At 47.8% G+C, this 25,097-nt stretch carries 25 protein-coding genes and 1 pseudogene; 11 read left to right on the forward strand and 15 right to left on the reverse strand.

Translation table 11 applies throughout. From position 1 onward, the window contains the following. Positions 1 to 108: pseudogene (locus MZO40_RS15300) on the forward strand (IS5/IS1182 family transposase); the annotation flags it as partial. Positions 109 to 141: 33 nt separating this feature from the next. Here MZO40_RS15300 and MZO40_RS15305 read toward each other — a convergent pair. Further along, positions 142 to 843, reverse strand: a complete 702-nt coding sequence (locus MZO40_RS15305; protein WP_050338632.1) for a 2-C-methyl-D-erythritol 4-phosphate cytidylyltransferase — start codon at positions 841 to 843, stop codon at positions 142 to 144. 557 nt (positions 844 to 1,400) lie between these two features. Here MZO40_RS15305 and MZO40_RS15310 point away from each other — a divergent pair. The 3 genes from MZO40_RS15310 to MZO40_RS15320 all read left to right on the forward strand — a co-directional run bounded on the left by MZO40_RS15310 (position 1,401) and on the right by MZO40_RS15320 (position 4,824). After that, on the forward strand, positions 1,401 to 2,738 hold the full coding sequence (locus MZO40_RS15310) for a hypothetical protein (RefSeq protein ID WP_252133386.1): 1,338 nt from the start codon (positions 1,401 to 1,403) through the stop codon (positions 2,736 to 2,738). A 33-nt stretch (positions 2,739 to 2,771) separates the two neighbouring features. Then, positions 2,772 to 4,364 carry an L-lactate permease gene (locus MZO40_RS15315; RefSeq protein ID WP_105961746.1) on the forward strand — a complete coding sequence of 531 codons (1,593 nt, stop codon included), beginning with the start codon at positions 2,772 to 2,774 and terminating at the stop codon, positions 4,362 to 4,364. A gap of 115 nt (positions 4,365 to 4,479) precedes the next feature. After that, the gene (locus MZO40_RS15320; RefSeq protein WP_050338635.1) at positions 4,480 to 4,824 is read left to right on the forward strand and encodes a hypothetical protein; all 345 of its coding nucleotides are present in this window, start codon (positions 4,480 to 4,482) and stop codon (positions 4,822 to 4,824) included. Positions 4,825 to 5,062: 238 nt separating this feature from the next. On the opposite strand, the gene MZO40_RS15325 is transcribed toward MZO40_RS15320, so the two are convergent. Both MZO40_RS15325 and MZO40_RS15330 read right to left on the reverse strand, forming a co-directional pair. Beyond that, positions 5,063 to 5,989: a hypothetical protein gene (locus MZO40_RS15325; protein ID WP_252133387.1), complete on the reverse strand. Its 927-nt coding sequence runs from the start codon at positions 5,987 to 5,989 to the stop codon at positions 5,063 to 5,065. A gap of 195 nt (positions 5,990 to 6,184) precedes the next feature. Further along, a complete protein-coding gene (locus MZO40_RS15330; protein ID WP_105961748.1) occupies positions 6,185 to 7,534 on the reverse strand; it encodes an amino acid permease in 1,350 nt (449 codons plus the stop codon). 223 nt (positions 7,535 to 7,757) lie between these two features. Between MZO40_RS15330 and MZO40_RS15335 the strand changes: the two genes are divergently transcribed. Further along, positions 7,758 to 8,615 carry a DUF368 domain-containing protein gene (locus MZO40_RS15335; RefSeq protein ID WP_056952861.1) on the forward strand — a complete coding sequence of 286 codons (858 nt, stop codon included), beginning with the start codon at positions 7,758 to 7,760 and terminating at the stop codon, positions 8,613 to 8,615. A gap of 283 nt (positions 8,616 to 8,898) precedes the next feature. On the opposite strand, the gene MZO40_RS15340 is transcribed toward MZO40_RS15335, so the two are convergent. From MZO40_RS15340 to MZO40_RS15350, 3 genes are all read right to left on the reverse strand, one after another. After that, entirely contained in the window at positions 8,899 to 9,636 is a 738-nt protein-coding gene (locus MZO40_RS15340; RefSeq protein WP_003638787.1) for a DUF1003 domain-containing protein, read from the reverse strand. Between the two features lie 398 nt (positions 9,637 to 10,034). Beyond that, complete coding sequence (locus MZO40_RS15345; RefSeq protein WP_088769502.1) at positions 10,035 to 10,343, reverse strand: DUF960 domain-containing protein; 309 nt, start codon at positions 10,341 to 10,343, stop codon at positions 10,035 to 10,037. 22 nt (positions 10,344 to 10,365) lie between these two features. Then, on the reverse strand, positions 10,366 to 10,698 hold the full coding sequence (locus MZO40_RS15350; protein WP_003638785.1) for a hypothetical protein: 333 nt from the start codon (positions 10,696 to 10,698) through the stop codon (positions 10,366 to 10,368). Positions 10,699 to 11,079: 381 nt separating this feature from the next. On the opposite strand from MZO40_RS15350, the gene MZO40_RS15355 reads away from it, so the two are divergent. Next, positions 11,080 to 12,264, forward strand: a complete 1,185-nt coding sequence (locus MZO40_RS15355) for an MFS transporter (protein ID WP_252133388.1) — start codon at positions 11,080 to 11,082, stop codon at positions 12,262 to 12,264. Between the two features lie 241 nt (positions 12,265 to 12,505). Here MZO40_RS15355 and MZO40_RS15360 read toward each other — a convergent pair whose 3' ends face one another. The 7 genes from MZO40_RS15360 to MZO40_RS15390 all read right to left on the reverse strand — a co-directional run bounded on the left by MZO40_RS15360 (position 12,506) and on the right by MZO40_RS15390 (position 17,411). Continuing rightward, positions 12,506 to 13,282, reverse strand: a complete 777-nt coding sequence (locus MZO40_RS15360; RefSeq protein ID WP_105961750.1) for a DUF4931 domain-containing protein — start codon at positions 13,280 to 13,282, stop codon at positions 12,506 to 12,508. Between the two features lie 81 nt (positions 13,283 to 13,363). Then, positions 13,364 to 13,651, reverse strand: a complete 288-nt coding sequence (locus MZO40_RS15365; protein WP_033619675.1) for an RNA-binding protein — start codon at positions 13,649 to 13,651, stop codon at positions 13,364 to 13,366. Between the two features lie 88 nt (positions 13,652 to 13,739). After that, positions 13,740 to 14,570 (reverse strand): hypothetical protein, encoded by an 831-nt coding sequence (locus tag MZO40_RS15370; RefSeq protein WP_056952857.1) that lies wholly within the window; start codon positions 14,568 to 14,570, stop codon positions 13,740 to 13,742. Between the two features lie 113 nt (positions 14,571 to 14,683). After that, a complete protein-coding gene (locus MZO40_RS15375; RefSeq protein ID WP_122217874.1) occupies positions 14,684 to 15,424 on the reverse strand; it encodes a DUF975 family protein in 741 nt (246 codons plus the stop codon). 170 nt (positions 15,425 to 15,594) lie between these two features. Further along, on the reverse strand, positions 15,595 to 16,032 hold the full coding sequence (locus MZO40_RS15380; protein WP_050338642.1) for a GNAT family N-acetyltransferase: 438 nt from the start codon (positions 16,030 to 16,032) through the stop codon (positions 15,595 to 15,597). Further along, positions 16,022 to 16,903 carry a DegV family protein gene (locus tag MZO40_RS15385; protein ID WP_088769507.1) on the reverse strand — a complete coding sequence of 294 codons (882 nt, stop codon included), beginning with the start codon at positions 16,901 to 16,903 and terminating at the stop codon, positions 16,022 to 16,024. The genes MZO40_RS15380 and MZO40_RS15385 overlap by 11 nt, the downstream gene beginning before the upstream one ends. Positions 16,904 to 16,988: 85 nt before the next feature. After that, the gene (locus MZO40_RS15390) at positions 16,989 to 17,411 is read right to left on the reverse strand and encodes a MarR family winged helix-turn-helix transcriptional regulator (protein ID WP_050338644.1); all 423 of its coding nucleotides are present in this window, start codon (positions 17,409 to 17,411) and stop codon (positions 16,989 to 16,991) included. Positions 17,412 to 17,806: 395 nt separating this feature from the next. Between MZO40_RS15390 and MZO40_RS15395 the strand changes: the two genes are divergently transcribed. Next, positions 17,807 to 19,513, forward strand: a complete 1,707-nt coding sequence (locus MZO40_RS15395) for an NFACT RNA binding domain-containing protein (protein ID WP_122211659.1) — start codon at positions 17,807 to 17,809, stop codon at positions 19,511 to 19,513. Positions 19,514 to 19,836: 323 nt separating this feature from the next. Here the strand turns inward: MZO40_RS15395 and MZO40_RS15400 are convergent, their stop codons facing one another. Next, entirely contained in the window at positions 19,837 to 20,598 is a 762-nt protein-coding gene (locus MZO40_RS15400) for an ABC transporter permease subunit (RefSeq protein WP_105961754.1), read from the reverse strand. Between the two features lie 12 nt (positions 20,599 to 20,610). Beyond that, a complete protein-coding gene (locus MZO40_RS15405) occupies positions 20,611 to 21,510 on the reverse strand; it encodes an ABC transporter ATP-binding protein (RefSeq protein WP_088771251.1) in 900 nt (299 codons plus the stop codon). 605 nt (positions 21,511 to 22,115) lie between these two features. On the opposite strand from MZO40_RS15405, the gene MZO40_RS15410 reads away from it, so the two are divergent. From MZO40_RS15410 to MZO40_RS15425, 4 genes are all read left to right on the forward strand, one after another. Beyond that, on the forward strand, positions 22,116 to 22,841 hold the full coding sequence (locus MZO40_RS15410; RefSeq protein WP_105961755.1) for a DUF2087 domain-containing protein: 726 nt from the start codon (positions 22,116 to 22,118) through the stop codon (positions 22,839 to 22,841). 4 nt (positions 22,842 to 22,845) lie between these two features. Then, entirely contained in the window at positions 22,846 to 23,217 is a 372-nt protein-coding gene (locus tag MZO40_RS15415) for a GIY-YIG nuclease family protein (RefSeq protein WP_088769511.1), read from the forward strand. After that, positions 23,218 to 23,886 (forward strand): chloramphenicol acetyltransferase, encoded by a 669-nt coding sequence (locus MZO40_RS15420; protein ID WP_105921535.1) that lies wholly within the window; start codon positions 23,218 to 23,220, stop codon positions 23,884 to 23,886. It begins immediately after the preceding gene. Positions 23,887 to 24,492: 606 nt separating this feature from the next. Beyond that, positions 24,493 to 24,888: an iron chaperone gene (locus MZO40_RS15425; protein WP_105961756.1), complete on the forward strand. Its 396-nt coding sequence runs from the start codon at positions 24,493 to 24,495 to the stop codon at positions 24,886 to 24,888. Positions 24,889 to 25,097 lie beyond the last annotated feature (209 nt).

The following is a 25,097-nucleotide window of genomic DNA, read 5'->3' on the forward strand; positions in this document are numbered from 1 at the left end:
TGGTTAGATAAATGTCGTCGGCTCTGGAAAAATTGTGAGCGGCACCTTAATTCAAGTCGCCAAATGATTATTCTCGCTTTCTTGATATTACTCTTAAAAAGATTTTAAACAGATTCTAATCGATAAACTTGATTTAACATACTAGTCCCTCGTTTCTACTAAAGCGGATGCAACCCGCAAATCATAAGGCGTGGTAATCTTAAAGTTATAGTTTTCGCCGCGCACCATCGTCACTTCTTCGCCGGCCAACAAACAAATCTTGCACGAATCTGATAGTGTTGCCTTTTGAGCATCAGTCAAGGCGTTATATGAGTTAACTAAGGTCTTAATGTTAAAACTTTGTGGCGTCTGGCCCTGATACATCGTCGAGCGAACTGGAATATCGTCAATTTTACCTTCCGTCCCTTGAACGATCGTATCGATTGCGGGTACGACGGTATCCACTGCGGCATGCTTCAGTGCGGCTTCAATATTGTCATTAATGATTCGTTGGGTGATAAATGGGCGCACGGCATCGTGAGTAACCACAATATCATCATCGTGTGAGCCATAATTTTCCTGAATATATTCAATGCCCTTCATCAGCGTTTCATTGCGTTCAGAACCACCAGTGACGACGTGCACCCGCTCGTCTGAGATGTACTTTTTAATCAAGTCCTGCGTGTGACTTAACCAGTCAGCTGGACAAACGACCAAGATTGCATCAAATCGCGATTCTAAGACGAACTTTTCGATGGTATGAATTAGAATTGGCTTGTCTGCCAAGGTCAAAAATTGTTTTGGCATTGGAACATTTCCCATTCGGGTTCCCTTACCACCAGCTAAAATCTGTGCATAAATCATATCAACATTACTCCATTCATGGTACGTATTATTTGGCAATTATAAACATAAATTATGGATTTTCTATGAACATAATTGTAATAACCATCGATTTCCAACGTTCGGAATGCGCATGTCGGAACCTTTAGCAAGTTGAAATAAAATGGTTATTAACAATTTTGAAAATCGATACGTCTAATTCCATAACATCTCTAATCTAGTACAATTCAGACCACACAGACAAGGGGCAATTCATAAAGAATTAGTAATGTTTCCTCACTTTGTCATTAGTGGTATGCTTGAGTTGCACTGTTAGTTAATTGACTTTCTGTTATCATTATTATGAACGGTTGAGCTCAGATATGCAATGGAATGCGTACCCTTAGGTCTGTGCTTAGAGACGTTTTTTGTTTTAGCGATTAGTTAAAGTAACACTTTACATAATTATATTGATACAATCTCAACGGCTATACTTATATCAATTTATTAAGATTCACAAGCATGCCTTAATATCAGCATTAACTGTCATTAATTGGTATACTAGCCCTAGAAAACTAACGAAATGGTTGTGATTATTTTTGACTCGTATACGACACTCTGGACTGGACTTCTCCGTCGCCACCCTGAATTTCCTGGCAAACGTCGGCATTGTCCTGCCCTATGTTTTGATTCTGTTTAAGTATCAGCAGACCCACAATGCCAATTACTTGGCGGCCATCGTCGTCTTTTATGTGGCACGGGCTGCTAGTGTTTTTGGCACCAAGCATCTGAATCTTAAGGCTAGCAGTTACCTGCTGATTTGTCTTTGGCTCGGTGCGATCGGTAGCCTACTGTTTTGTTTGACCACTAATTTAGTGGTTGTCCTGATTGGCGCCCTATTTTTAGGCTACACATCCGCCAACATTTGGCCCTACTTTCTAACCATCAAGCTCCACTTGTCACAACAAACAGATTTTAAGCTCAAACGGTTCTACTGGTTGATTTTTGCGGCACTCGGTGTATTATTTGGTCTAGATTTTGCGCTCGGTTGGGGCTATCGCCTAGCTTTTGCGATTCTCGCATTGTTATTCATTATTGCGTTACCCGCTGGTCGGCTACTCAGCCGTTTCTCATTAGCCTTTTACAACGACCATCAGGCTGCCGACGCTCGACCGATTAAACTGTGGCGCGTGGCAGTCTTCATCATCTTCTTTGCCGTAATTGGTCTGTTGACGCTGCTCCGGAAAGCAACGATTCAGATCGCGTTACCGGCCGTACTCGTTATTATTGTTGTCGCCATTATTTTACTCAACCTAGAATTGGCTGCTGACTGGCAAGCGATGCCCGCAAACAAGCTACGGATCGTGAACCGCGGTTTTCTGCTGAGCTTCGTTTTACTATTCAATAGTTTCTTCGGCGTATTTGTCTTCGGTAAGCTGGGGATGTATTTAGTGTTTGCCATTTATTTATTAGGCTTCGAAACGGGACATCCGCTCTACCAAGCCCTAGCTCACCACGATTCGCAGCAGGCCACCCGGTTGGCACGCATTGGCCTAATTCTGGGTCACGTGTTGGTCATCACGGCACAACCCGTGTTGTATGTGCTCGGCCTACTCTTGATTTCACTGTACGTCGGGTTTGAAAACCCAGCCATCAACACCAGTGTCTATGCCGCCGAGGTTGATGACCCCGATTTGGCTATCATTCATAAATACCGATTTTCAACCTATGGCGGCTTGCTGTGTCAATTGTGCTTCTTCGGTCTATTGGTTATTACTAGTAGTCTCAAACATTTAAACCTGATGCGCTTTTTCAATCCCAGTTCGGTTGCGTTGAAAACGACTTACTTGGTCGGCATGGTCTGGCAACTTGCTGTAATTTCACTGGTTGTCTCCCTGATTACGCTCTACGGACAACGCTACTTCAAGCGTGACTAAGCGTGATTATCGTTAAAAGGAGGTTTTCCGTCCATGATTCTTGTTGCTAGTGCAGCCATTATTCTGCCACTGATTTTACTCGGTGGACTCAATTTATCTGCAACGCGTGGGATGAGTCTCAGTGCGTTGGTTGTGATCGTGACTGGCTATTTCTTCTGGCATCTCAGTCCAATGGTGATCACCGCTTCGATTTTACAAGCGATTCATAAAGCGTTACCGATTTTATGGATTTTATTCGGTGCATTGTTAATGCTAAATTGTCTACGGGCCACTGGGGCTATTGATCGTATTAATCAGGGCTTTCAAGCCTTGTCAGCGGATATGCGGCTTCAAACGGTCTTGGTCGCCTTCCTGTTTGGCGGGTTGATTGAAGGGGTTTCCGGCTTTGGGACACCGGCCATGGTCACCGCGCCGCTACTAATTGCTTTGGGCTTTTCACCAATGGCAGCGGTGATTTTAGCATTGGTTGCAGACTCGACTCCGGCTGCGTTCGGTGCGGTCGGCACGCCTTTGACCGTTGGACTCAGCAACGTGACTGAAAAAACGAGCCTGCTCAACGCAATTGGCTTGCGAATCACACAACTTGATTTATTCGTAGGAGCGTTAATGCCGGCAGTGCTGATCTTAATTTTGATTCTCTGGTTCGGCCCTAAGGAGCACCGTTTCAAGCAGTGGCTGACAACCTTACCATGGGCGTTAGTCATTGGATTTGTATACAGTGGTTTGGCACTACTGACCGTTTGGCTGATTGGTTATGAATTTGTTTCGATCATCGCACCACTGGGCACTTTAGTGGTGGCCATCGTCACGATTCGGTTCAGGTGGCTGTTACCAAAAACGGTTCAAACCATCCCGTGGCGCACGGATGGCAACGCCCCACAGCCAGCCGGAAAACATCAGATGAGCTTGGTCACGGCTTGGTTCCCCTATTTACTAGTGGTGTTGTTACTACTCGCTAGTCGGGTCTTGGTGCCGTTAAAGACGGCGATGACGCACTATCTCAACCTGTCTTGGACGAATATCTTAGGCTACAGTCAAATCAATTCGGATTGGGAACTGTTATATTCACCCGGAACGATTTTAGCAATTGCCGCCATCATTGGCTTACTAGTACAAGCCCGCTCACTAAGGCCCTTGCTGCCAACTGCCAGTACCGTCGTTCGGTCAATGGGCAACACCGCGATTGCATTGGGCGTCACCTTGATCATGGTCCAGGTCTTTACTAATTCAGGCCTGAATCAGGCGGCACTACCTAGCATGCCGATGTACATTGCCAAGTTTGTGGCCAAATACCTCGCTGGTGTCTGGATCATCATGGCGCCGTTTCTCGGTCAACTGGGCGCGTTCGTTACTGGGAGTACCACGGTCTCCACGTTGACGTTTGCCCAGATTCAAGCCGACATCGCAGCCAATGCCAACTTAAGTACGACCGTTATCTTGGCCGCGCAATTGGTCGGTGCGGCTGCCGGTAACATGATCTGCGTCCACAATATCGTTGCCGTAAGTTCAGTCGTCGGCCTCAGTGGCCAGGAAGGTGCGATTCTTCGTAAAACGTTGTTACCAGGACTCGGATATGCACTGCTAATCGGCCTGGCTGGACTAGTTCTCATTAACCTTCTAGTTTGATCCATTGCTCACTTGTTAGACACGCGTTGACCGTCAGTCATCCGCGTGTCTTTATTTTTACCGACGTTTAGCCTAAAATAAGATTAGCATTTTCAACGTAAAGGAGGTCCGGAACATGCAAGTACGCTTAGTTTCAACCTTACAGTTAGGTGACCGCATCGTCGGGCCGACACCTGATACGGCTGCTAATCGGGCCCTGTATCAGCGCTATGCCAAACGGCTCCAAGCACGCCTAGGTATTGGCTTTCAAGTCTATCTCGATACTAGCGACGGCTATGACTTATTGCATGCCCGCGATTATGATACCGATACCAGTTGGGTCGTGGCGGCCAGCATTTACCAATCGTTAGTCGATTCTGAGGTGTTGACGCATCACCGAATCATCGCGCTCGCCGACCAGGACTTGATCTTGAAAAACACGGTGGACCTAGAGCGGCAGTTACGGATGCCGCAGTCTTAAAATGAGCAGCTACTGAACGCAAGCAAGCGTCTCGGTAGCCGTTATTTAGAAGTACCATTACTGCCACCGCTCAAACTAGTGACTGTCCGTGAGCACGTCCCTATTTGTTGACTGATCATCGCCACTAAAATTCCATAAAAAGGCTGTGTCCCCAGATTAACTATCCGTGACACAGCCTTTTTAGATGCCTCACTGGCAAGAAGTCATCCGCCAGTAAGTTGTTCAGATTTAAATGGCACTATTGCATGCTAGCAGCGAGTTTGATCGCCGTGGTAGCGTCATGTGCACTGACTTTGTAAACCACTCGTCCAGCTTGCCACTGAATCACTTGTCGTAAGCCATCCGTGGAGATTGATTCTAGCTGAATTGACCCGACCGACTTAGGTGCAGGCAAATAGTAACTTTCCAGGGTGTTGACCGTTTGTTTGGCTAAAGCGACCCCTAAATCGTTTTGCGTGGTATAGGTGTGGACTTGTAATGACCACTGGCCCTCGTTCCACAAAATATAGCGCTGCCCGGCACCTGAATCCAGGTAGCCAGTAATTTGATGACCTAAATCGACGGTTGGTAGCCCCTTGGCATCTGAAGCATTGCGGTGACCAATGGCTTGGGCCGCCGCCTGATTAGAGGCGTAGGTCTTCTTATTCACCGTCGCATACGGCGTTTCTTTGGCGACGGCTTTGCTATTAAACGCTTGCGCGGTTTGACCAACACTGTAGCTGACCGTGTAGTTCGCTTGGCTGCCTTGGTAGCGGACGTTTAGCTGCTGACTGCCACTGGTCAGGCCGTCAGTCTGTGGCAACAGAACGTTCCCCAATGCTTTGGTGAGTTGCTGATTAAGCGTGGTTAACCGGGTCGTGCCATTCGTCGTCGTTGTGGCCTTGGTTGACGACTGGGTGCTGGCAGACGAGGATGCCTTTGCCGTGCTAGATTGCTTTGAACTGCTCATCGTTTGCTTAGCCGCTTGACTCGTTGAAGTTGCGGCCGCTTTCGACTTAGAGTTAGCAACCGCTTTTTTGGACTGCTTGACACTGGCCTTCTTAGAAACGGTCGTGGTCTTGCGCGCTGATGATGACGAGGCATCACTTTTGGTCGTGGACTGACTCGTACTACAACCGACTAATAGGAGTGCAAGTGGTAGGATGAATAATGATTTAAAACGCATGTGAATCCCTCCCCAATAATGATTCACAACTGGTCCACTCGCCGCAGTTGGCAACGGTGTCCAAGTTGATTGACTTAATTATAGAATAACTGACTGCTTAATGCGCGCCGTTTGCACTCCAAAAAACACCGCTAAGCAGTCCAATTAACGTAAATGAACGTGATTGTCCTGATTAGCGGTGTCTTCTGATTTAAATTAATTTTCTGATTGCACCCGGTGCATCCCCCGTTCAATCACGAGTAGCGCTACGAACCAAATGACTGACCCGATGACTGCCCAGCGGTTGACGGTATCAAAACACAAGATAACGGTGACGGCGATGAAAAAGACAAGTGTCGCCACGTTAGACAGTGGGAACAATGGTAATTTGAACGGATTGTTTGCACTGTCCGCGGTCCGTTTGTAGACCAAATGACACACAAGTAACGCACACCAGACAATGATAAAGTTGGTGGTTGCGACGTTTGAGATCAACGTGAAAACCGTACTTGGAATCACGTAGTTTAGCGCCACAATGATCAATAGAATCAGTGATGAGAACAAGAGCGACTGCGCAGGCACGTTGTAACGGTTGACCTTACCCATCCACTTCGGGGCATTTTGACCGTGCGCTAACGTAAACAGCGTCCGACTCGTACTGAAAATTGCGCTGTTGCAGGCTGATAATGCGGCAGTCAAAACGACGAAGTTAATGATACTAGCGGCCGCCTTGATGCCGATATCACTGAAGACTTGCACGAATGGTGACTGACTAGTCGTAATCTGGTCCCAAGGATAGATCGACATGATCACGAATAACGCACCAACGTAGAAAAACGAGATTCGAATCGGGAGACTATTAATGGCGCGAGGCAGCTCCGTTTCAGGATTTTCCGCTTCCCCAGCGGTGATACCGACCATTTCGATACCAGTGAAGGCAAAGATGACCAGTGAGAAAGACATCAAGAAGCCCTGGACACCCTTAGGGAAAAAGCCGCCGTGACTGACCAGATTAGTGATAGACACCGTTTGACCGCCGACGTGCGCGGATGACCCGATCAAAATTGCACCCGTCACGATCAACGCAATAATGGCGACGACTTTAATCATCGAGAACCAGTATTCGAGTTCGCCAAAGGCACTGACGGATAACATATTAAATACCAGCAAGATTAAAATAATAATTAACGGTGTGACCCACTGTGGAATCCACGGGAACCAATATCGAATATAGATCCCACTGGCAGTCAAATCGGCCATCGCGAGACTGATCCAGCACAGCCAGTAAGTCCAACCAATCGCGAATTCGAATCGTTTCCCTAAATAGCGGTTGATGAATTCCAAAAATGAATGCAACCGCGTATCTGAGAGCAATAATTCGCCTAACGCGCGCATCATCAAGTAACAGAAGAACCCACCAATTGCGTAGGCCAACAAAATTGACGGTCCGGCCTGCTTGATAGCCGAGCCGGAACCGAGAAATAGCCCCGTCCCAATGGCACCACCCAGTGCAATCATTTGAACATGCCGCCGCTTCAATTTACGGGCAAGCTGCTGATTTTCCATATGACCTCAACTTTCCTTTAATCCAATTTAATAATAATTTTCATAAAATTACAGATTTTTTCATGTCCATTCATTTTATGATAAATGTTTGGACTTCGCAACTTTTGGTTAATTTTAACCGGACATTTGTGGGTTTCGATTGCCAGCAACCGTGATATCTGGTATATTTAGGTACTTTGATTCATTCTGAAATACCAGTCATTAGCACAAAAGGAGCTTACTTATGTCAACTAAAACCACTGATACTTTCTGGAAACGTTTCTTCAAGGGCATCGTGATTGCCCTCGGCTTCATCCTACCGGGGGTCTCTGGTGGCGTATTGGCCGCAATCTTGGGTATTTATGAACGCTTGCTGGGTTTCATGGCCCATTTTCGCCAAAACTTCAAACGGGACTTCTGGTACTTTGTGCCGGTTGGCCTCGGGGGTATCGTCGGGATTGCAGCCTTATCCGCCCCATTAGAATATTTATTAGCACATGCCCAAGTCATTGTTTTATGGGGCTTTGCTGGGGCAATCATTGGAACGCTACCGGCCTTAACGAAAACGGCAGTAAGCCAGTCCAAGCGCGATTGGTTAGATCTGGTCTGGTTCTTTGGGACCTTCTTCATTAGCGCGGGCCTGCTGTACTTTATGAGCGAACTATTTGGCACGCTACCAGCTAATTTTGGGGGCTTTATCGTTGCCGGAGCCTTGATTGCTTTGGGCGTGTTAGTGCCTGGGTTGAGCCCATCTAACTTACTCCTGATCTTAGGCCTCTTTACGCCAATGTTGACCGGCTTTAAAAAATTCGATATCGTCGGCGTCTATTTACCAATTGCGATCGGTGGGATCTTAGCGATGGCCTTGTTCTCAAAGTTAATGGATTACCTGCTCATCAAGTTCCATTCACGAGTCTATCACTTTATTCTAGGCATCGTGCTGGCTAGCACCCTGCTGATTTTGATTCCAAATCCATACGCTGCCGAAAGCATCTCATACGCCAACGCGACCTTGAGCACGTATTTATTTAGTGCAGTGGCGCTGCTAATCGGCATTGGACTCGGTTACTGGATGAGTGCCTTAGAAACGAAATATAAATAACCACTGAAAATGAGTTAATGGTCTGCATCCGCCAGCACCGTTCATTGGACAGCCATTCAGAATAACAAACGACGACGCTAACTTGAAGCTAGCGTCGTCGTTTTTAGTTTCAAAACATTTAAATTAAGTCTGGTCTCGTGACTCAGCCGCGGCCGTGATTATGGTTAGCTAAAGTGACATGACGCGTCCAGTTTGTGAGCCGGCCGTGATTGCGTCTCTCTGACCATGCCACATCAGCATGATTCACGCGTCACCACAACTCGATTGCTGGGCTAGAGAATATCTAGCTTTGATTCCGTCGCCGTCTGGGTTGCAGTCGCCGCAGTTCGTTGACCTGGGCTTGGATTTCACCCAACATCTGCGTCTGCATTTTTTGAATCTCCAGCATGTTTGGTTCATCTTGTTGAATCAAATGGTCGACTTTCGAATGCAAGACACGAATTTCTTCTTCGGACATTGAATTGACCTTAAAATCGTTGGTCGCTTGCAGTCGATCATACTCGGCCGCTCGATTTTGGCTCATCATAATCAGTGGCGCTTGAATCGCCGCCACCATACTTAGGAACAAGTTCAGTAAGATAAAGGGATACGGATCGAAATGATGGCTAAAAATCGGTAAGACGTTCAGTAGCATCCACACGAGCATCACCAGCACGAATGAAATGATGAACGCCCAGCTCCCACCAAACCGTGCGACGGCATCCGCCACCCGTTGGCCGAATGTCAGCGATTGTTCCAGTTCACTGTTAACATCGACGACTCGGTACGTATGGTTCGCTAAAATTTTCGAAAGCTGCGCATTGACCTTATCGTTTTGTCGATAATCATTTTCGATCATGGCATCCATCTTGGCGAGCCGATAATGGACGAGGTGCTCGCTACAAATAAAACTGCTGTTATGCGCCTGCGGGAAATCGGCCATGATCATCTGCCGTAGTCCCGATTCCAATTCTTCTAATCGCATGCCGTCAACGACCTGGTATCGCTGTTGATCGACAATGCAAATTGCTGTCTTTGCCATCAAATCCACACCTTTCTACAATTCCAGCGGCCGCGGAACAAGCGGGCTTGCCCCCAACGCTGATACCCAGGAGACGCGTCGCCGTTTGACCAGTCAGTCGTGCGTCAGTAACACTTAGTCCTCGCATTGGCGTCTGATCAGTTCACGTTGCGACCATTCAAAACGCCATCCCATTTTCAATACCCGTTCCATACCGCTGCTATCCTCATTATACAAGTTATGCAGATAACTGCCTAGTCAAACACGACCGCAAAAAGCGCCCTTAACAAACAGTGCGATTCAACAACGCATTGCAAGGACGAGTAGCCATTATTCTAAACTAAAAAACGATTATCCACCTAGATATCCCGTGGTAGCGCCCACGACATACGCGTCGATAATCGTTTTAATTTTTTTGATCAGTCAGCTAATTCGTCCATCAACATCATCGTTTGAGTTCGCCCATCGTCTAACACCGCGACCGTTTCCGGGAAACCATGCTGAAAGGCAATCGGTAAATCAAATTCCATGATAGCGACGTGGCGGGCTTCAAAAATCACCGTGACCTGGCCGTTGCGCGCAAGTAGCGCAAATTGAAGGACTTGTGGTAAGTGGACCACACCCTTCAAGTCCTGGTCAATGATTTCCCAAATACTGTCGATGACGGCTCCTGGAAGCTGATCCGCAAGTCCGACGGTTGCAAAACGGGCCTCATCTGGTTCAAACATTTAATCACCTCGTTAACGCGGTTTAGTTATCGCGGACGATCACCGCAACTTCTTTTTCGATTCGAATAAATAAGCCTTGCGAATCTTGGCGAAAATCGGCCTCAAGACTCGCACTCAGTGGTTTGATTTGGCCGACGACACTGCCAGTCGTCCCGTAAATGTCGATGGCTTGGTGGTCATCCGCCCACTTGACCGTCCAGTAGCTGCCTTCCAGCGCTTCGTCGACAAAGTACTGCGTGCCGGCTAAGACCGCGTCATTGATCACACTGCTTTCATCTGCGGTCATGCCCGCATCTAATTCCCATTTTAATTTTTGACCAACTTCAAGCATATCGCCTGGAATCAAGTTTTGCATGCCTATTCCTCCAATAGTGGGCCCCAGGCTAAGTTGTCGCTTTAGCCCAGTCCCTTTGTTCATTTACTTAATATCATACCACATTCAGACTTAATGACCGGTCCTCAAACTCGCGAGCAGCAGGGATTGCTAATCGGCGTCCCCTATGCTAAAATTCTAACAGATAACTAAGAAAATTAGAAAGTGGTGAATATTGATGGTGAAGATTTTAGCTTGGCTGAACCTTAAACGGATGACAATCGCAACTTTGAACGGCCAAGGGGCGCAGTCTGCCCTTTTTCCAAGCTAAATGAGCACTTACTACCATCGGACCGTCACGGACTCAAAAGACGACGATTGGGTCGTCTTTTTTTGTCCCGTGACACTAAGGAATTTATCTCAATGTTATCACCACTGATCCGCCGTAACCTCCAACTGAGTTACGGCTATGCCGCCTGTTCGTTTTTAGGCATCACCACGCTCTGGGTGATCTTTCTCCAGCAACGGGGCCTCTCATTAGTTGCGATTGGCTTATGTGAGAGTGTCTTTCACTTGACCAGTTTTCTCTCAGAAGTCCCTTCAGGCGTAATTGCGGACCGCTTTGGTTACCGCAGTGTGTTGATCAGTAGCCGCCTGATGGCTATTGGTCACGCCATTATCATGTTGACCGCGCACAGTCTTGGTTGGTTCCTACTAGCCTTCGTGCTACAAGCGTGGGCGTACAATTTACAATCCGGCACATTAGCCGCGGCACAATACGACAGTTTAGTCGCCGCGGATGCGACGCGCCGCTATCCGCACGTGACGACCGTTTTAAATACCACGATTGAAATTGCGGATACCGTGGGCGTCGTTTTAGCAGGCTGGTTATTGGGCCACCACCTCATCTGGACGTACTGGATCTACCTGGTTGCGGCGCTAATTGCCGTACTGCTCACTGCCAGTCTGAATATTCCGGCCGGCATAGCACCGACTGAAAGCCGCCCTGGTCTCCGACAAATCACCGTGGCAGCCTGGCACGTCCTTCAAACCCAACCACGTTTACGCGCCTTGATTTTGTTTGATGCCGTCTTTTCGGCAGTCAGCACCACGTATTACTATTACTTTCAAACCGTGATGACGGCGCGCCACTTCACTAGTCCAAAAATCACGACGATTCTCGTGATTGGTCTGGCAGTCAACGTCGCTACCATCCAGCTGACGCCGTGGCTACAAGCTCATTTCGCCCAACGTCGGCTACTGATTGGCCTATGTGGCGGCTTAACAATCGCCTTGCTCGGGTCATTCAATTCAGCACCCAACTGGCTAATCAGCGCCTATCTGGTGATCAACGGGCTGCAAGCGCTATTAGCGCCGCTACTGTCCAATTACTATAATCAGCTGATTCCAAATGGGCAACGCGCAACGCTACTGAGTGTCGCAAGTATGGGCTTCAGCCTCGCGATGGTCGGGAGCTTTCCCGGCATCGGCTGGCTGATACAACACTGGGGCTTTACTTTGACGTTTGGGACTAGCGGCCTGCTCATTCTAATAGTGGGCTTAGGCTGGCTGTTAAACGTAAAACTGCACGCCGTGACCGAGGACTAATTCAGTCTAAATTTGTCGAATTGGACGCGCCTAACTGTTTTCACCACCAACTTTGTGCCACTGCCTACTTATTGCGCGCATTGCTGACAAGCCGTCGCTTGGTTGTACAAGTTAAACCGAAGCTTGACTGGTTGGACTTAATTAGCTAACTTAATGCTGCACCAGCTGACAACCACGACCAATAACTAAAACGCACGTCAGGCCTCATTTTCGTAGGTCTAACGTGCGTTTTTTGCGCTTCTTAATCTGTAGCGGTAGCAAATTCCTGCCGTAACTCGTCAGCAATCGCGCGCATCCGCTTTGGAGTGTCAGCTTGAGTGAGCTGGTAACCGATGTAGTAAGGTGACACATTGAAGAGTGGCACCACTTTCACGGTAATTTGGGGACCTTGCGGATAAACGAACAAATTATAACTGTCGCAGCGTCCCTGAAAGTAAGAATGCAGGAGATAACGGACAACGACTTGAACCGCATCCGCTAAGGTGGCAATCGCCGTCAGTGGTGCTGTGACGTTGAACTCGACAAACCCCATCACTGGTTGGTCAGAAATCGTGACTGCGACAGGCCCGATTGTCATGACTGGATAGCCAGTTAAATTAGCGGCAGTGATCTTGGCATAGCCGTCGACCGCCGTCAAGCCCACGATTTGCATGTGCGGATGCCGTAAACTGCCGCCAGAATGCGGACCAAAATTTTTGTATAGTAAAACCGATTTGAAACGCCCGCTCGCAATCGTGGCTTGCCAGTGCTTGATTGCAAACGCGAAGACGGCGCGATTCTGGCTGGATGAATAGGTTGAGATATCACCAGTATGGTCACTGGATTCGATGACGATCGTCTGCCAGGTCGCTTGTAACGTTGGAAATTTATTCAACAACCAGATCCGGTCATTTTCTGTCGCCAGAATGTCCGTCAACTGTTGGCGGTCACAAAACGGGCAAGCGTGTTGCGGATGACGAATATTCTCCGGTTTGCCCTTTGCAATTTCAGTATCGAAGATTAACGGTAAATGATGCAAGGTTGAACGCCTTCTTTCGGCCATAAGAAAACGGGTCGAGAACTGCAAACACAGTCTCCACCCGTTTCAACTTATCGCGATTTAGTTCATTGGTTCTGGAGTATCGGCACCAGGGCCAAACTGGACATCCGCCATGGTGATCCACACAACGAATTCCGTCGATGCGAGTCGCCAGTATTGCGGGTCCGAAGCCGCCGGTAGTGATCGTTCAAAGAGCGCAATTGCTAACGCGTTGGCTGCATTGTCCGCAGCAACTTGGACACTTGAGCCAAAAGTTTGTGCGGCGGGTACATCCGGAAACCGAACGTCCCAATAAGTCCCTTCATCACGAAAAATGGCGGGATATTTAACTTCCACATTGCGATTCAATTCCATCACTCAATTCCTACAATCATTTTAAGGCTATTATACCCAATCTCAGCGCAAAAGCCTAGTGAGAAATCAAGCGCATTGGACACTAGTGGGTGACGTGATATGAGCCATTACTATCCGTGGTGACTTTGTAATTACCACTAACGGTATTTTCCCCGTAGTCCGTCGCTTCATCCAAGGTGCTAAACGTCTTCCCGGAACTCGTCGAACTACCAGAGCTCTTAGAACTCGAGCTAGCCGAACTTGACGAATTCGAAGTTGAAGATGAATGTGATGCAGCACTCGTTGAACTTGAAGCGGACGATGCGGTGGACGAATGGTGGCTCGACGATGCAGCCGCATGACTAGTTGTCGCTGATGACGAAGTTGCCGTAGTCGTTGAGCTGGCAGCGGTCGTGTTATCGCTTGCTGATGAATAACCAGTATCATTTGAGTAACTGCTAGTATCAGTCGTATCAGCAGTACTACTCGTATCGCTGTCACTAGAACTCGACTTCTTCTTTTTCTTCTTCGAGGAACTCGACGCCTTTGAAGATGATTTCTTATGCGCTTTTCGACTACTGCTGCTTGAGCTACTGGTCGTCTCGACGAGGTCTTGGCTGCTAGCAGCTTTGACGAAGTAGACAATCGTCCCCCCGAGCGCAATCACGATTAAAGCCAATAACCATAACGAAACGTGATGTTTTTTATGTGGCGATTTTGGCGTTTGCGGGTTCTTAGGATCCGTCGTGGACCGCGTCGGTTCGGTTGAACGTGTCGGCTCAGTCGACGAACGCTTGGATCCACCTGATAGCTTAGAATTAGTTGTTGGTGGCGGCGTGGGGGTCCCTTGAGAACTCGCCTTCCGTCCCCGCTTGCCATTTTTTGCCTCACGCGCTTTTAAGCGTGACATGCGCGTCTGTTTTTGTTCAGGCATTAACTATCGCACTTCCTTTCTTGCTTTCGACAGTTTACCATATTTTGGGCGATTTGTCCCCCGGATGATAAAAGAAACAATCAAGAAAATGTGCAGAAGCTGATATCAGAATATTAGGCCTTTAATTGTAAATTATCATAATAATTAGCCATGACGCCATACGTGTACGGCGTCAGCCATAATTGGCCGATACCGGCAGTCAAAGCGCTCAGAATTGCCCAACCCAAGAAGCTCAGTTGTAATACGAAAAATTGCCACTTGTGGCCGACCATCAGTTGACGACTGCGGGTCACGGCATCCCGAAAACGGGGCCGCGGTTGGCCGTCAGCTAACGCCTGAGCGAGCATATCTTTGTACACAAAATAAGTTTGTGAGTAAGCGTATGCCTTGATGATCCCGGGGACGATCAATAATAGCGTCCACAAAAAAATCAAGACGACGCGATAAATCGTTAATCCGACTAATGACCAGCCGTATTTCTTGGTAAAGCCCACGGTCGAATCGCTGACTGGATGAATCTGGCGTTCCGGATTGCGGACCCAGTCGAGCATCGCATAACTAGTGCCAATCCGGAAAAGCTGAATGACCAAGGCGATTACGATTTGCACCAGCAGGACGCCAGCTAAGGTAGCTAAGACTAACGTGACTTGCTGGCCAGTCACCGTGCCCAATCGACTCGCTGAATGCCAGCTGGAAGTTGGACTGGTCCCGCGAATTTGATCAGAATAATTGGACATGATGCTATAAATCGAGAGCAAACTGACAATGATGCACAGTAAAATGGCATCTTTCCAACGTCCTTTGAATAATTGTTTAATTTCGGTCTTTAAATCAGCCCGTGTTTTTTGTTCCATCTGTTCTCCTCACTTTCATCATCACGAGGCTAGTTCGACTTTGACGACCAGCCGTCGTTTGTCACAGTTGCGTTGTTGGTATGTGCCACCTATTTAGATGACGGCACGCTATATAATCAATGTTACTAGTGCAAAACGGCGCTGACAAATCTGCCAGCGCCGTTTGGTTGTTATCCGAATAATTGCTTGTGCATGACGACCACGGGCGCGCCGTCCTCATCATAGGGGCCAGCGGTGGCCTGATAGCCACAGCGCTCATAAAATGACTGCGCCGTAAGCTCGCCGTGAATCGTACCTAATTGATAGCCATGCGTCACGGCCCAGTCTTCGGCGGCGGTCAACAACTGTTGGCCAAGGCCCTGACCACGATACGCTTGACGCGTACAAACGCGGCCAAAACGCATGACCCCGTCCGCTTGTGGTTCCAATCGTAGGGTCGCTACCGGCAAGTCCGGACGCAAGTAGGCCACCCCATATAGCCGCTCGTCGGTGTCCTTTTCATCAAACTCAACCGTCGCTGCGATGCCCCGTTCTTCAACGAAGACCGCTTGACGCAGGGCGTACGCTGCTGCCCGATTGGCGGGCGTCGCTTCAAATTTAATCTGCATCTGGATAAGCCTTGTCAATATCTTTCAACCAAGCGAGCGCGAGCGACTTATCACCTAAATGCGCCCCAATGACCGGGCCAAAATACGTGATATCGATTGGCATGTCAGGATACTGCTGCTGCAATTTTTGTTTCCAATCCTCAGCTGCCGCTAAGTTATTGCCTTGAACGATGATGGCTCGCAATGGGTAATCGACCTTCGCTTGTGCTTGTGCGAAGAGCTGTTCGACACGCGCCAGTGCTTTCTTGGTCGAGCGGACCTTTTCAAAGGCCACGATTTCATGACTGTCATCATCAAAGGTCAGTAGTGGCTTGATTCGTAGCACACTACCGATAAAAGCGGAAGCGTTAGATAGCCGGCCGCCCCGCACTAAATTTTGTAAATCATCGACAATAAAATACTCGCCCATGGAAGCTCGTAAGTCATCCAACCGTGCTAGAATTTCATCGACTGAACGACCAGCTTTCGCCATCCGCGCCGCTTCTAGTGCCAAATAGCCCATCAACCGCACCGTGATTTGTGAATCGTACGGGTAAAGTTGAATGTTATCGACCATGTCGCGCATATTCATTAGACTATTGTAAAAGCCGGAGATCGTACTAGCTAAATGAATACTAATGACGGCATCGTAACCTTGATCACCAAGTCGATTGTAAAACGCCACCATTTCCCCCACGGGTGGTTGCGACGTACTAGGGAATGACTTGAAAGATTTCATATTGGCATAGAAGTCGTCAGTCTTGATATCGACCCCTTCTTGATACACTTTTCCATCTATAATAACCGGAATCGGCACGACATGAATATCGTTGTCCGCGACCTCTTGCGGTGTCAAATAGCTCGTGCTGTCAGTAACAACAGCAATCTTCATGACTTACACCTACTTCTCATCTTAAGTAATATCAAACATCATAGCATAAAATTAAGCGAGACTCTACCTTCGACCGCTCGGAAAGTTAGGGTTCTAAAATCCGACTGACTGATTTGTTGAGACGATTCAACAAGATCCGCAATAAGTTTTGTTCATCTTGGGGCCACTTGTCAAAAACGTCGGCTTCAAACTGTTCATAAGCGGCGTTGATCGCGTTGAGTGCAGTCAGGCCAGCAGGCGTAATCGTATAAACGAGTTGGCGCCGGTCGCGGCCGACCGCTTCCTTGCTGAGTTTCTCCTTTTTAACGAGGCTGGCGAGTTGCCGGCTAAGTGTTGAGGTATCCAATTGCATCGCCGTGGCTAATTTTTCTTGCGTGTTCGCACCCGTGTTCAATTGGATCAGTAATTGCCATTCCGCAACCGTCACCCCTTGTGCCTTGGTCAATTGTTTTAAGCTGGCCGTTTGGAGTTTAGCCGTCTCTGCTAGTGCCGTTAAGCTTGATTTCATGTCCTTCATTCCTCTCAACAATAATTCACATTTGCATTATACAATATTAAACCGATAATTACGATGTTTTTTTGAAATTAAAGCCGGTAAAATCGTTTTTGCATATAACATTTAGGCGCTAATTCAACCGAATTTCAGCTTTGGCAGGCGAACTGTAACGCCCACCACTATCCATTCGTACCCGCACACCGGCAAAATCTGGGGAAGTCCTAGCTAATTTTCAAATGGATCTGTTTATTGGGAACAAATCGACGTCCAAATTGCTGGGCTTACTAAAACACCTGGCATCCGCGGGTCGGTAACTTGTCTTTAAGTGCTGAATAACGGTATACTAGTAGCCGGTTAACTGTCCGCGGACAGTTTATAAACGAAACTTTAAGAAAGCGAGTGAGCACATGTCCTTTGATGGTTTATTCACCCATGCGATGGTCACCGAATTACGCCAAACCTTAGTTGGCGGTCGTATTTCCAAAATTAATCAGCCCTACCAAAACGAGTTAATCCTCACGATTCGTGCTAATCGGCAGAATTATCCAGTCTTGCTATCGGCTGATCCGACCTATCCACGGATTCAGACCACCCAAATTCCATACGTCAATCCAGCCGTACCAACGAACTTCGCGATGATGATGCGGAAGTACTTGCAAGGCGCAGTCGTCACTGCCGTCACCCAGATGGCTAATGACCGGGTCGTTCACCTGACTGTCGCAACCCGCAACGAGTTAGGTGATGCTGAGACACTGACGTTGATTATCGAAATCATGGCGCGGCACAGTAACGTCATTTTAGTTGATGATCAAACGAGCAAAATCATCGATGTCATCAAGCACGTGGGCGCCGACCAAAACCGCTACCGGTTGTTACTACCCGGTGCCACCTATATCCAGCCACCCAAGCAAGACAAAATCGATCCGTTCACGCCCAATACTGATTATCAAACATTGGTGCGCGATTATCCAAACGAAGATGTCCTCGCTAAGCAGTTGCAGCAGCACTATCAAGGTTTAGGTCGCGACAGTGCCCAACAGTTGGCTGCTGACTTGCACCAACCAGGCGATATAGCCGCACACTACCAAGCCTTCTTGGCACAGTTCGATCATCCAGAACCAACGCTAATCACCTTGCCAAATCGTAAAACGATGTTTGCAGCCGGCAAGTTCGACCATTTTGGTCCGGCCACCCGCCAGTTTGACACGCTCAGTCAGTTGCTCGATTTTTACTATGCGGATGCAGCCCAACGCGAACGCGTCCAGCAACAAGCCGGTAATTTGATTCGGGTCGTCAAAAACAACCTGAAGAAGAACCGTAACAAGCTCAAAAAGCTGGAACAGACTTTAGCCAATACCAAGCAGGCCGATGAACTCCGGCTCAAGGGTGAAATTCTGACGACTTATTTACACGAGGTCAAACGTGGGATGACTGAAATTACATTACCTGATTATTATCATGATAATGCACCATTAAAAATTCAGTTGTCTAACCAGTTGTCACCTTCACGCAACGCCCAAAAATACTTCTCGCGGTATCAGAAACAAAAGAATGCGGTCGGCTATGTCGGTGAACAGATCGACTTGACGCAGGCTGAAATCGACTACCTGGATAACATTCAGACCCAGATCGAATTAGCCAGCCCAGCCGACATCGCCGAAATTCGCGAAGAATTGACGCAACAGGGCTATCTGAAGCAACATCATACCAAGAAGAAGCAGCGTAGTTCACGGCGGCCTAGTCAACCACAGGCGTTTATCGCAACGGATGGCACCCCCATCTCAGTCGGTAAGAACAATCGACAAAATGACCAGTTGACGCTCAAAACCGCTCATAAGAGTGATTATTGGTTGCATACGCAGAAAATTCCGGGATCTCACGTCATCGTGCATTCTGACCACCCGAGTGAAACGACCTTGATGGAAGCGGCCAACTTGGCTGCCTACTTCTCAAAGGCGCGTGATTCGGCGACAGTCCCCGTTGATTACGTCCAAGTACGGCGAATCCGCAAACCAAACGGCGCCAAGCCTGGATTCGTGATTTATGAAGGGCAAAAGACCTTATACGTCTCACCGGATGCCCAACTTGTCGAACAGCTCACACCGAAAGATTAGTGTCTAAACGGGTAGCGGCTCGTTTGGCCCACACGCGGCTTATCCTAATCGCAACAGGACTAGATCAATCAAAACCAGCACCCGTTGATTGACATTTAATGACACCGAACTAAAATCAGTATAATCACCACCAAAACGAGCCACTGGCAACCCAACCGGATTGTCCAATGGCTCGTTTTTTTAGTTGATCTTCGACTGGTGCCACCAATCTGTGCCAGCAATTTAAGCATCTGACTTGCCGCTGGAATGGTGCACCAGCGAGCTAGTTTTCTGGATGATACTCAGATCATCGTTAGCTTACATCAGTCCCTAGCGAATAAGCGTCACACTTCGCGCCGCCGGAACAACAGCCAACCTAACGCCAAGAAAAGACCAATATAGACTAAGTTACCCCAGAAAAATTGCATGTTGGATAACTTGGTCACATGGCTGAGTGACGCAACCCGCAGCTGTGACGCATAGTTGAACATGTTGATTGGATTCCATTTGAGCCACGCGTACTTTTTAATCAGCGCAATCATCGGCACGTTGACGAGTGAAAGTAAAAAGTACCCGACGATGCCGACAGCCACCGCCGTCCCTGACCGTTTAAAGCCCGTCGCAACGAGTAACACAAGACTAAGTAACAGCCAAGTATTCATGAAGTCCCCGGCCGTAGCGGCTAACCACTGCTTCCAAAAGCTGGGATGGGCAAAGATCATGAACTTATCGTTGAGGAGACTGACTTTTAGCAGCAACGTCAACCCTAGCGTCCCCACGTATAAAATCAAACTGTACGTTAACATCGTCAGCCATTTACTGACCAGGACCTGCCCCCGCGTATACGACTGGGTCAAGACCGTTTTGATGGTGCCATATTGATATTCCATCGTCACCATCGCCGCAGCCGTGCCCATAATAAAGAAGACCAGGAATTGCCCCGTTTCAAAATTATCATTGAACAAAGCTTTAGCGGGGAAGAGTTTGGCATTGACGCGTGCCAGACTAGCAAAGGCTACTGCTAGTGCGATTAAGATACCGGGACACCACCACGTCGATTGCTTCTTAAGCAACTTACGCAATTCTTGTCGATATAAAGTTATCATCTGCCCCACCCCCTAGGCCTTAGATGACGCTAATAAGGTCAACACGATCTGTTCCAAATCGGCGTCCTGGTGTTGAACATCTGTCACCGTGATGTGCTGCTGTTGCAACACGGCTAAGACATCCGCCACTGATTGATCCGGTGCTAGAAGCAGTTTAACTGGCGTTCCGGCTGCTAACTGATAACCCGCCGCAGTCAAGGCTGCTTTGGCCTGACCGTCATGTTCAGTCGCGACCACAACGTAATGTTCAGTCAACGCCAGAGCTGCGGCCATCGTCGTCCGCTGAATGACGCGACCATGGTCAATAATGACCAGGTCATCCGCTAATTTTTGTAATTCGCCCAGAATATGACTGGAGATCAGCAACGTCACCCCCTGCTGTTTTTGAGCCACAATAAAATCACGCAGTTGCTTGGTGCCTTGCGGGTCGAGCCCGTTCATCGGTTCATCCAAGATGACCAGTTGCGGATGGTTCAAAAACGCCAGCGCAATCCCCAGTTTTTGTTTCATCCCTAGCGAATAGGTACGGGCCTTACGATGAATATAATCGGACATGTCAAACTGGGTCACGAGCGCTTGAATTTGTGCCGCAACGTCCTGATCACGTGCAAACAACCGCAGATTATCCCAGCCACTCAGATAGGGGTACAGGCTCGGATATTCAATCAAGGCCCCGACCTGTGCCAATGCAGGATGCCGGTCAAATTGCATCGCTTGACCCGCAATCGTCACGGCGCCTTCAGTACGAATGAGCCCCAAAATCGATTTCATAATCGTCGTTTTTCCAGCACCGTTCGCGCCCACTAAGCCAATAATACGTCCCGGTTCACAGTCAAAAGTCACATCCTGCAAGACCGGCTGGCGTTTGAATCGCTTATTGAGATGCGTGACACTTAAAATTGCTTCAGTCACTTCAACCACTTCCTTTTTGATTAACACTTCGATAGCCATTCGGTGATTTCTAAAAATTTTAAATTCAGTCAAATCGGCTCTAACTTGTTGCAACTATTGTAACCGCTATCCAAGCGATTCAACACCGCGGATTATACGATAGGCCAGCAGACGAAGCATCTGGGACGTCCCTGAATGACCTGATTTTTTACCTGCTAAACGATCCATGGCAAGTAACGGTTAACAAACAAACGTGTCAGAGCAAGTGTGGCATAACACAGCATCGTCTTAGGCCATGGCTAGCAACAGTCGGCCGATTACACAAAAACACACTTAATCACGCATTAACTGAGGACGTGTGAGTAAGTGTGTTGAGCATGTCGGATGAGCCCACCATGCAAAAAATGCGATGTTCAATTTACACTGTCCTGCATTTTTCCGGTTTAAAGCGCGTCGTTAATTTAAAACGTGAACAATCCCAATGTCACGGCAAACGTTTTTTGTTTATCAAAAGTGTAAACAAGATGAGTCGACTTACGTTTACAAGAATAATAAACATAAATCCAAATTTAACGTTTACAAATATGATAAACGCCCTTATAATCAATAGCATTGGAGGTGGCCTTATGAACCTAACTAATTTAACGATCGACGATTTAAAACGCGGTTGGCATCAAACCGCCACTGCCCTGTCCTGTAACTACTGTGATGCCAGTTGGGAACCGACCACTGCGATTGAAATGATCGAACAACACTTGACGATCGTCCATGGCGGTAACCAGTCATCATTAATTCACTTGGATAGTCGCTATAACACTTTAACCGCTAAACAACAAAATTTACTGACCGCTTTTGCGACCGGCATTAAGGATGCTGACTTAGCCAAACAATTTCAATTAGCGGCGGCAACGATTCGCCATCAAAAATTTACCTTTCGTGAAAAAGCCAAGCAAGCGAAATTGTACCTAGCCATCTATCAATCCGTCTTTGAGAGTGGCCAGACGAGTAATGATCTGATTGCCTTACCAGAACAACCCGGAATCGTTGATGACCGCTTTGCCATTACTGAAGACGAAGTGGCCCAAACGCTGAAGCAGTACTTCGACTTTGACCACGAGCCATTACAATTGAAGCGCTGGCCGAAGAAACAGAAGACGATCGTCATGATTTTGACCCGAATCATTGATGAAATTCCGCTGAACCAACCGCTCAGTGAAGCCGAGCTCAACGCTTATTTACGACCGATTTATTTTGATTACACCACACTGCGCCGCTACCTGATCGACTACGGCTTCTTAAAACGAACTGTCGATGGCCGACAGTACTGGCGCACAACCACTCAGGAGGACTAAAAGCATGCAACCAGCAGAAAAACGCGATTTACAGCAAAAATACAAATTAGCGCCAACTTATTATGGCGTCATTCAAATTACAAACGAACGCAACCACAAAATTTGGATTGATGTTGTCCCCAATTTGCATAACCGGTGGGCCTTTTATCAACTCAATCTTAATAAGAACTTTTATCGCGCCAATCCGTTACAGACTGATTGGAATCAGCAGACGCCCGCGGACTTTTCGTATCAAGTCTTGTGGCAAAAGGAAACAACGGCTGTCACGAATATGCGCGCCACACTTAAGGAACTCAAAAATAAATGGCTGCACGATTTACAACCATTCGATGAACATGGCTATAATCGGCGCCCAAAAGATTGGCAGGAAGACTAAATGACCACCACTAAACCAAACATGCACGCTGTTGCTATCGACCAAGAAACCTGGCCACGCCAACCGTATTTTTATTATTTCACAAAACTGGCCCCCAGTGGTTTCAGTCTCACAGTCAATATGGATGTCACTAGGACTCTAACTTGGACAAAAGCCCACCAGGTCAAATTTAACGCGGCTTATCTTTACCTAGTGAGTCGCTTGTTGACCACCCATCCCGAAATGCGCGTTGGCTATTTGAACGACCAACTGGTGACCTTTGACGTGCTCCACCCGTCGTATACGATTCTGCACGCGGACCGGACAATGGCCAATTTATGGACAACGTACGATAATAATTTCCGAACTTTTTATCAACACTATTTAGCCGACCAAGCTGAATTCAGTGCGCTTCCAGGGCCAATGCCGAAAGCACCGCAATCCCCAAATTTGGTCAATATCGGCAGCCTTCCGGGTGTTCATTTTAGCAGTTACACACCGCTGCCATTCAAACCGCTGGATAGCTTTTTTCCAATTTTTCAGGCGGGTCAGTTCAAGCAGGAGGCTGGCAGAACCACGATGCCGCTGAGCATTACGGTCAATCACGCCACCATCGACGGGGACCATCTCAGTCGCTTTTTTAATGAACTCCAAGCCTATTGGGACCAACCGTTACAATATTTAGGGTGACCACCCGCTTAGGCTGTGTTGTCCTCTTCATCAAACTTGAACATGACTCGCCCCTCAGTCCGCTTCGAATCGGCTGAGTCCTAGGCTGGGTAGTTAGATCGTGTTATTGATAGGTGGCCGCTCATTGTGACATCAGCGAGTGCCGCCCTTTTCAGAGCAAGGACCACACCCAGGTCCTTGCAGGTGAGATTGCCCTACTCGTCCCACCAGTGCAATTCTAAGAAATTCTTATGCTAGCCTTATGAAAATGCAGTAGTTACTGCGAGCGACGGCGCGTAAACTAAGTGTATTCATTAAGAAAGGAACTGATGTCTATGCGTCATCAACAAACTCTAACGATTACGCGGCGTCAAAGCCGACCGCAATCAGCACACCCAACTGTCATTTACGTGGCAAACCACCATCCGTACTGGCATTGGGACCTAACCAACTAAAACAATCAGCCGAGTAATGAATCGTAGTGGGCTCGTTTACTCGGAAACTTAAACCTAACGCCGTTGACGAAATGTGTGGGCATCGTCGACGGCGTTTTTGGTTGCAACCAGCTCCGCCTTTCTGTACACTTAGGCCATCACAATTATGGCGAATTATTATGGAGGATTTATTATGGCCGACCAACTACACACCGATTTGGCAGTACTTCAACCGTATTTTGAGGCTGGTAAGTCCAGCACACAACGGGCACAGCTGATTCCGCTGCTTAATTGGGTTCACACGACGTTTCCACAATTAACCCCGCGCGTGGCTTGGAACCAGCCGATGTTCACTGACCACGGGACCTTTATCATTGGTTTTAGCACGGCGAAGGACCACTTGAATATTGCGTTAGAGCCCCCCACGCTTGACCATTTTCGAGCCGCTATCGAGGCCAACGGTGACCACGCCACTAAGATGCTCTGGCAAATCAATTTTGAAAAACGTGTTAATCATGACTTGCTGGCCCAGACGATTCAGTACAATATTGACACTAAGCAAGCGACCACGACTTTTTGGCGGGCTTAAGCGCTCGTGTGACAGTCAGACTTGATAGCAAACAAGTCATGTGCTGCATTGCCAGTTGCCCGCCTAACCCCTAAATTCAAAGCAAACAAAAACGGGTCTCTGTCAACCGGTGTTGATGAAGTTATATTTAGAATCCAATTCATTTACGAATTGGGTTCTTTTTTTCGATTTTGATTTTGAATTCAATTTGAATTCGATAAATAAAGTTT

The organism is Lactiplantibacillus sp. B652 (genome assembly GCF_023806745.1).
In the GTDB taxonomy this organism is placed as follows: Bacteria; Bacillota; Bacilli; order Lactobacillales; family Lactobacillaceae; genus Lactiplantibacillus; species Lactiplantibacillus pentosus.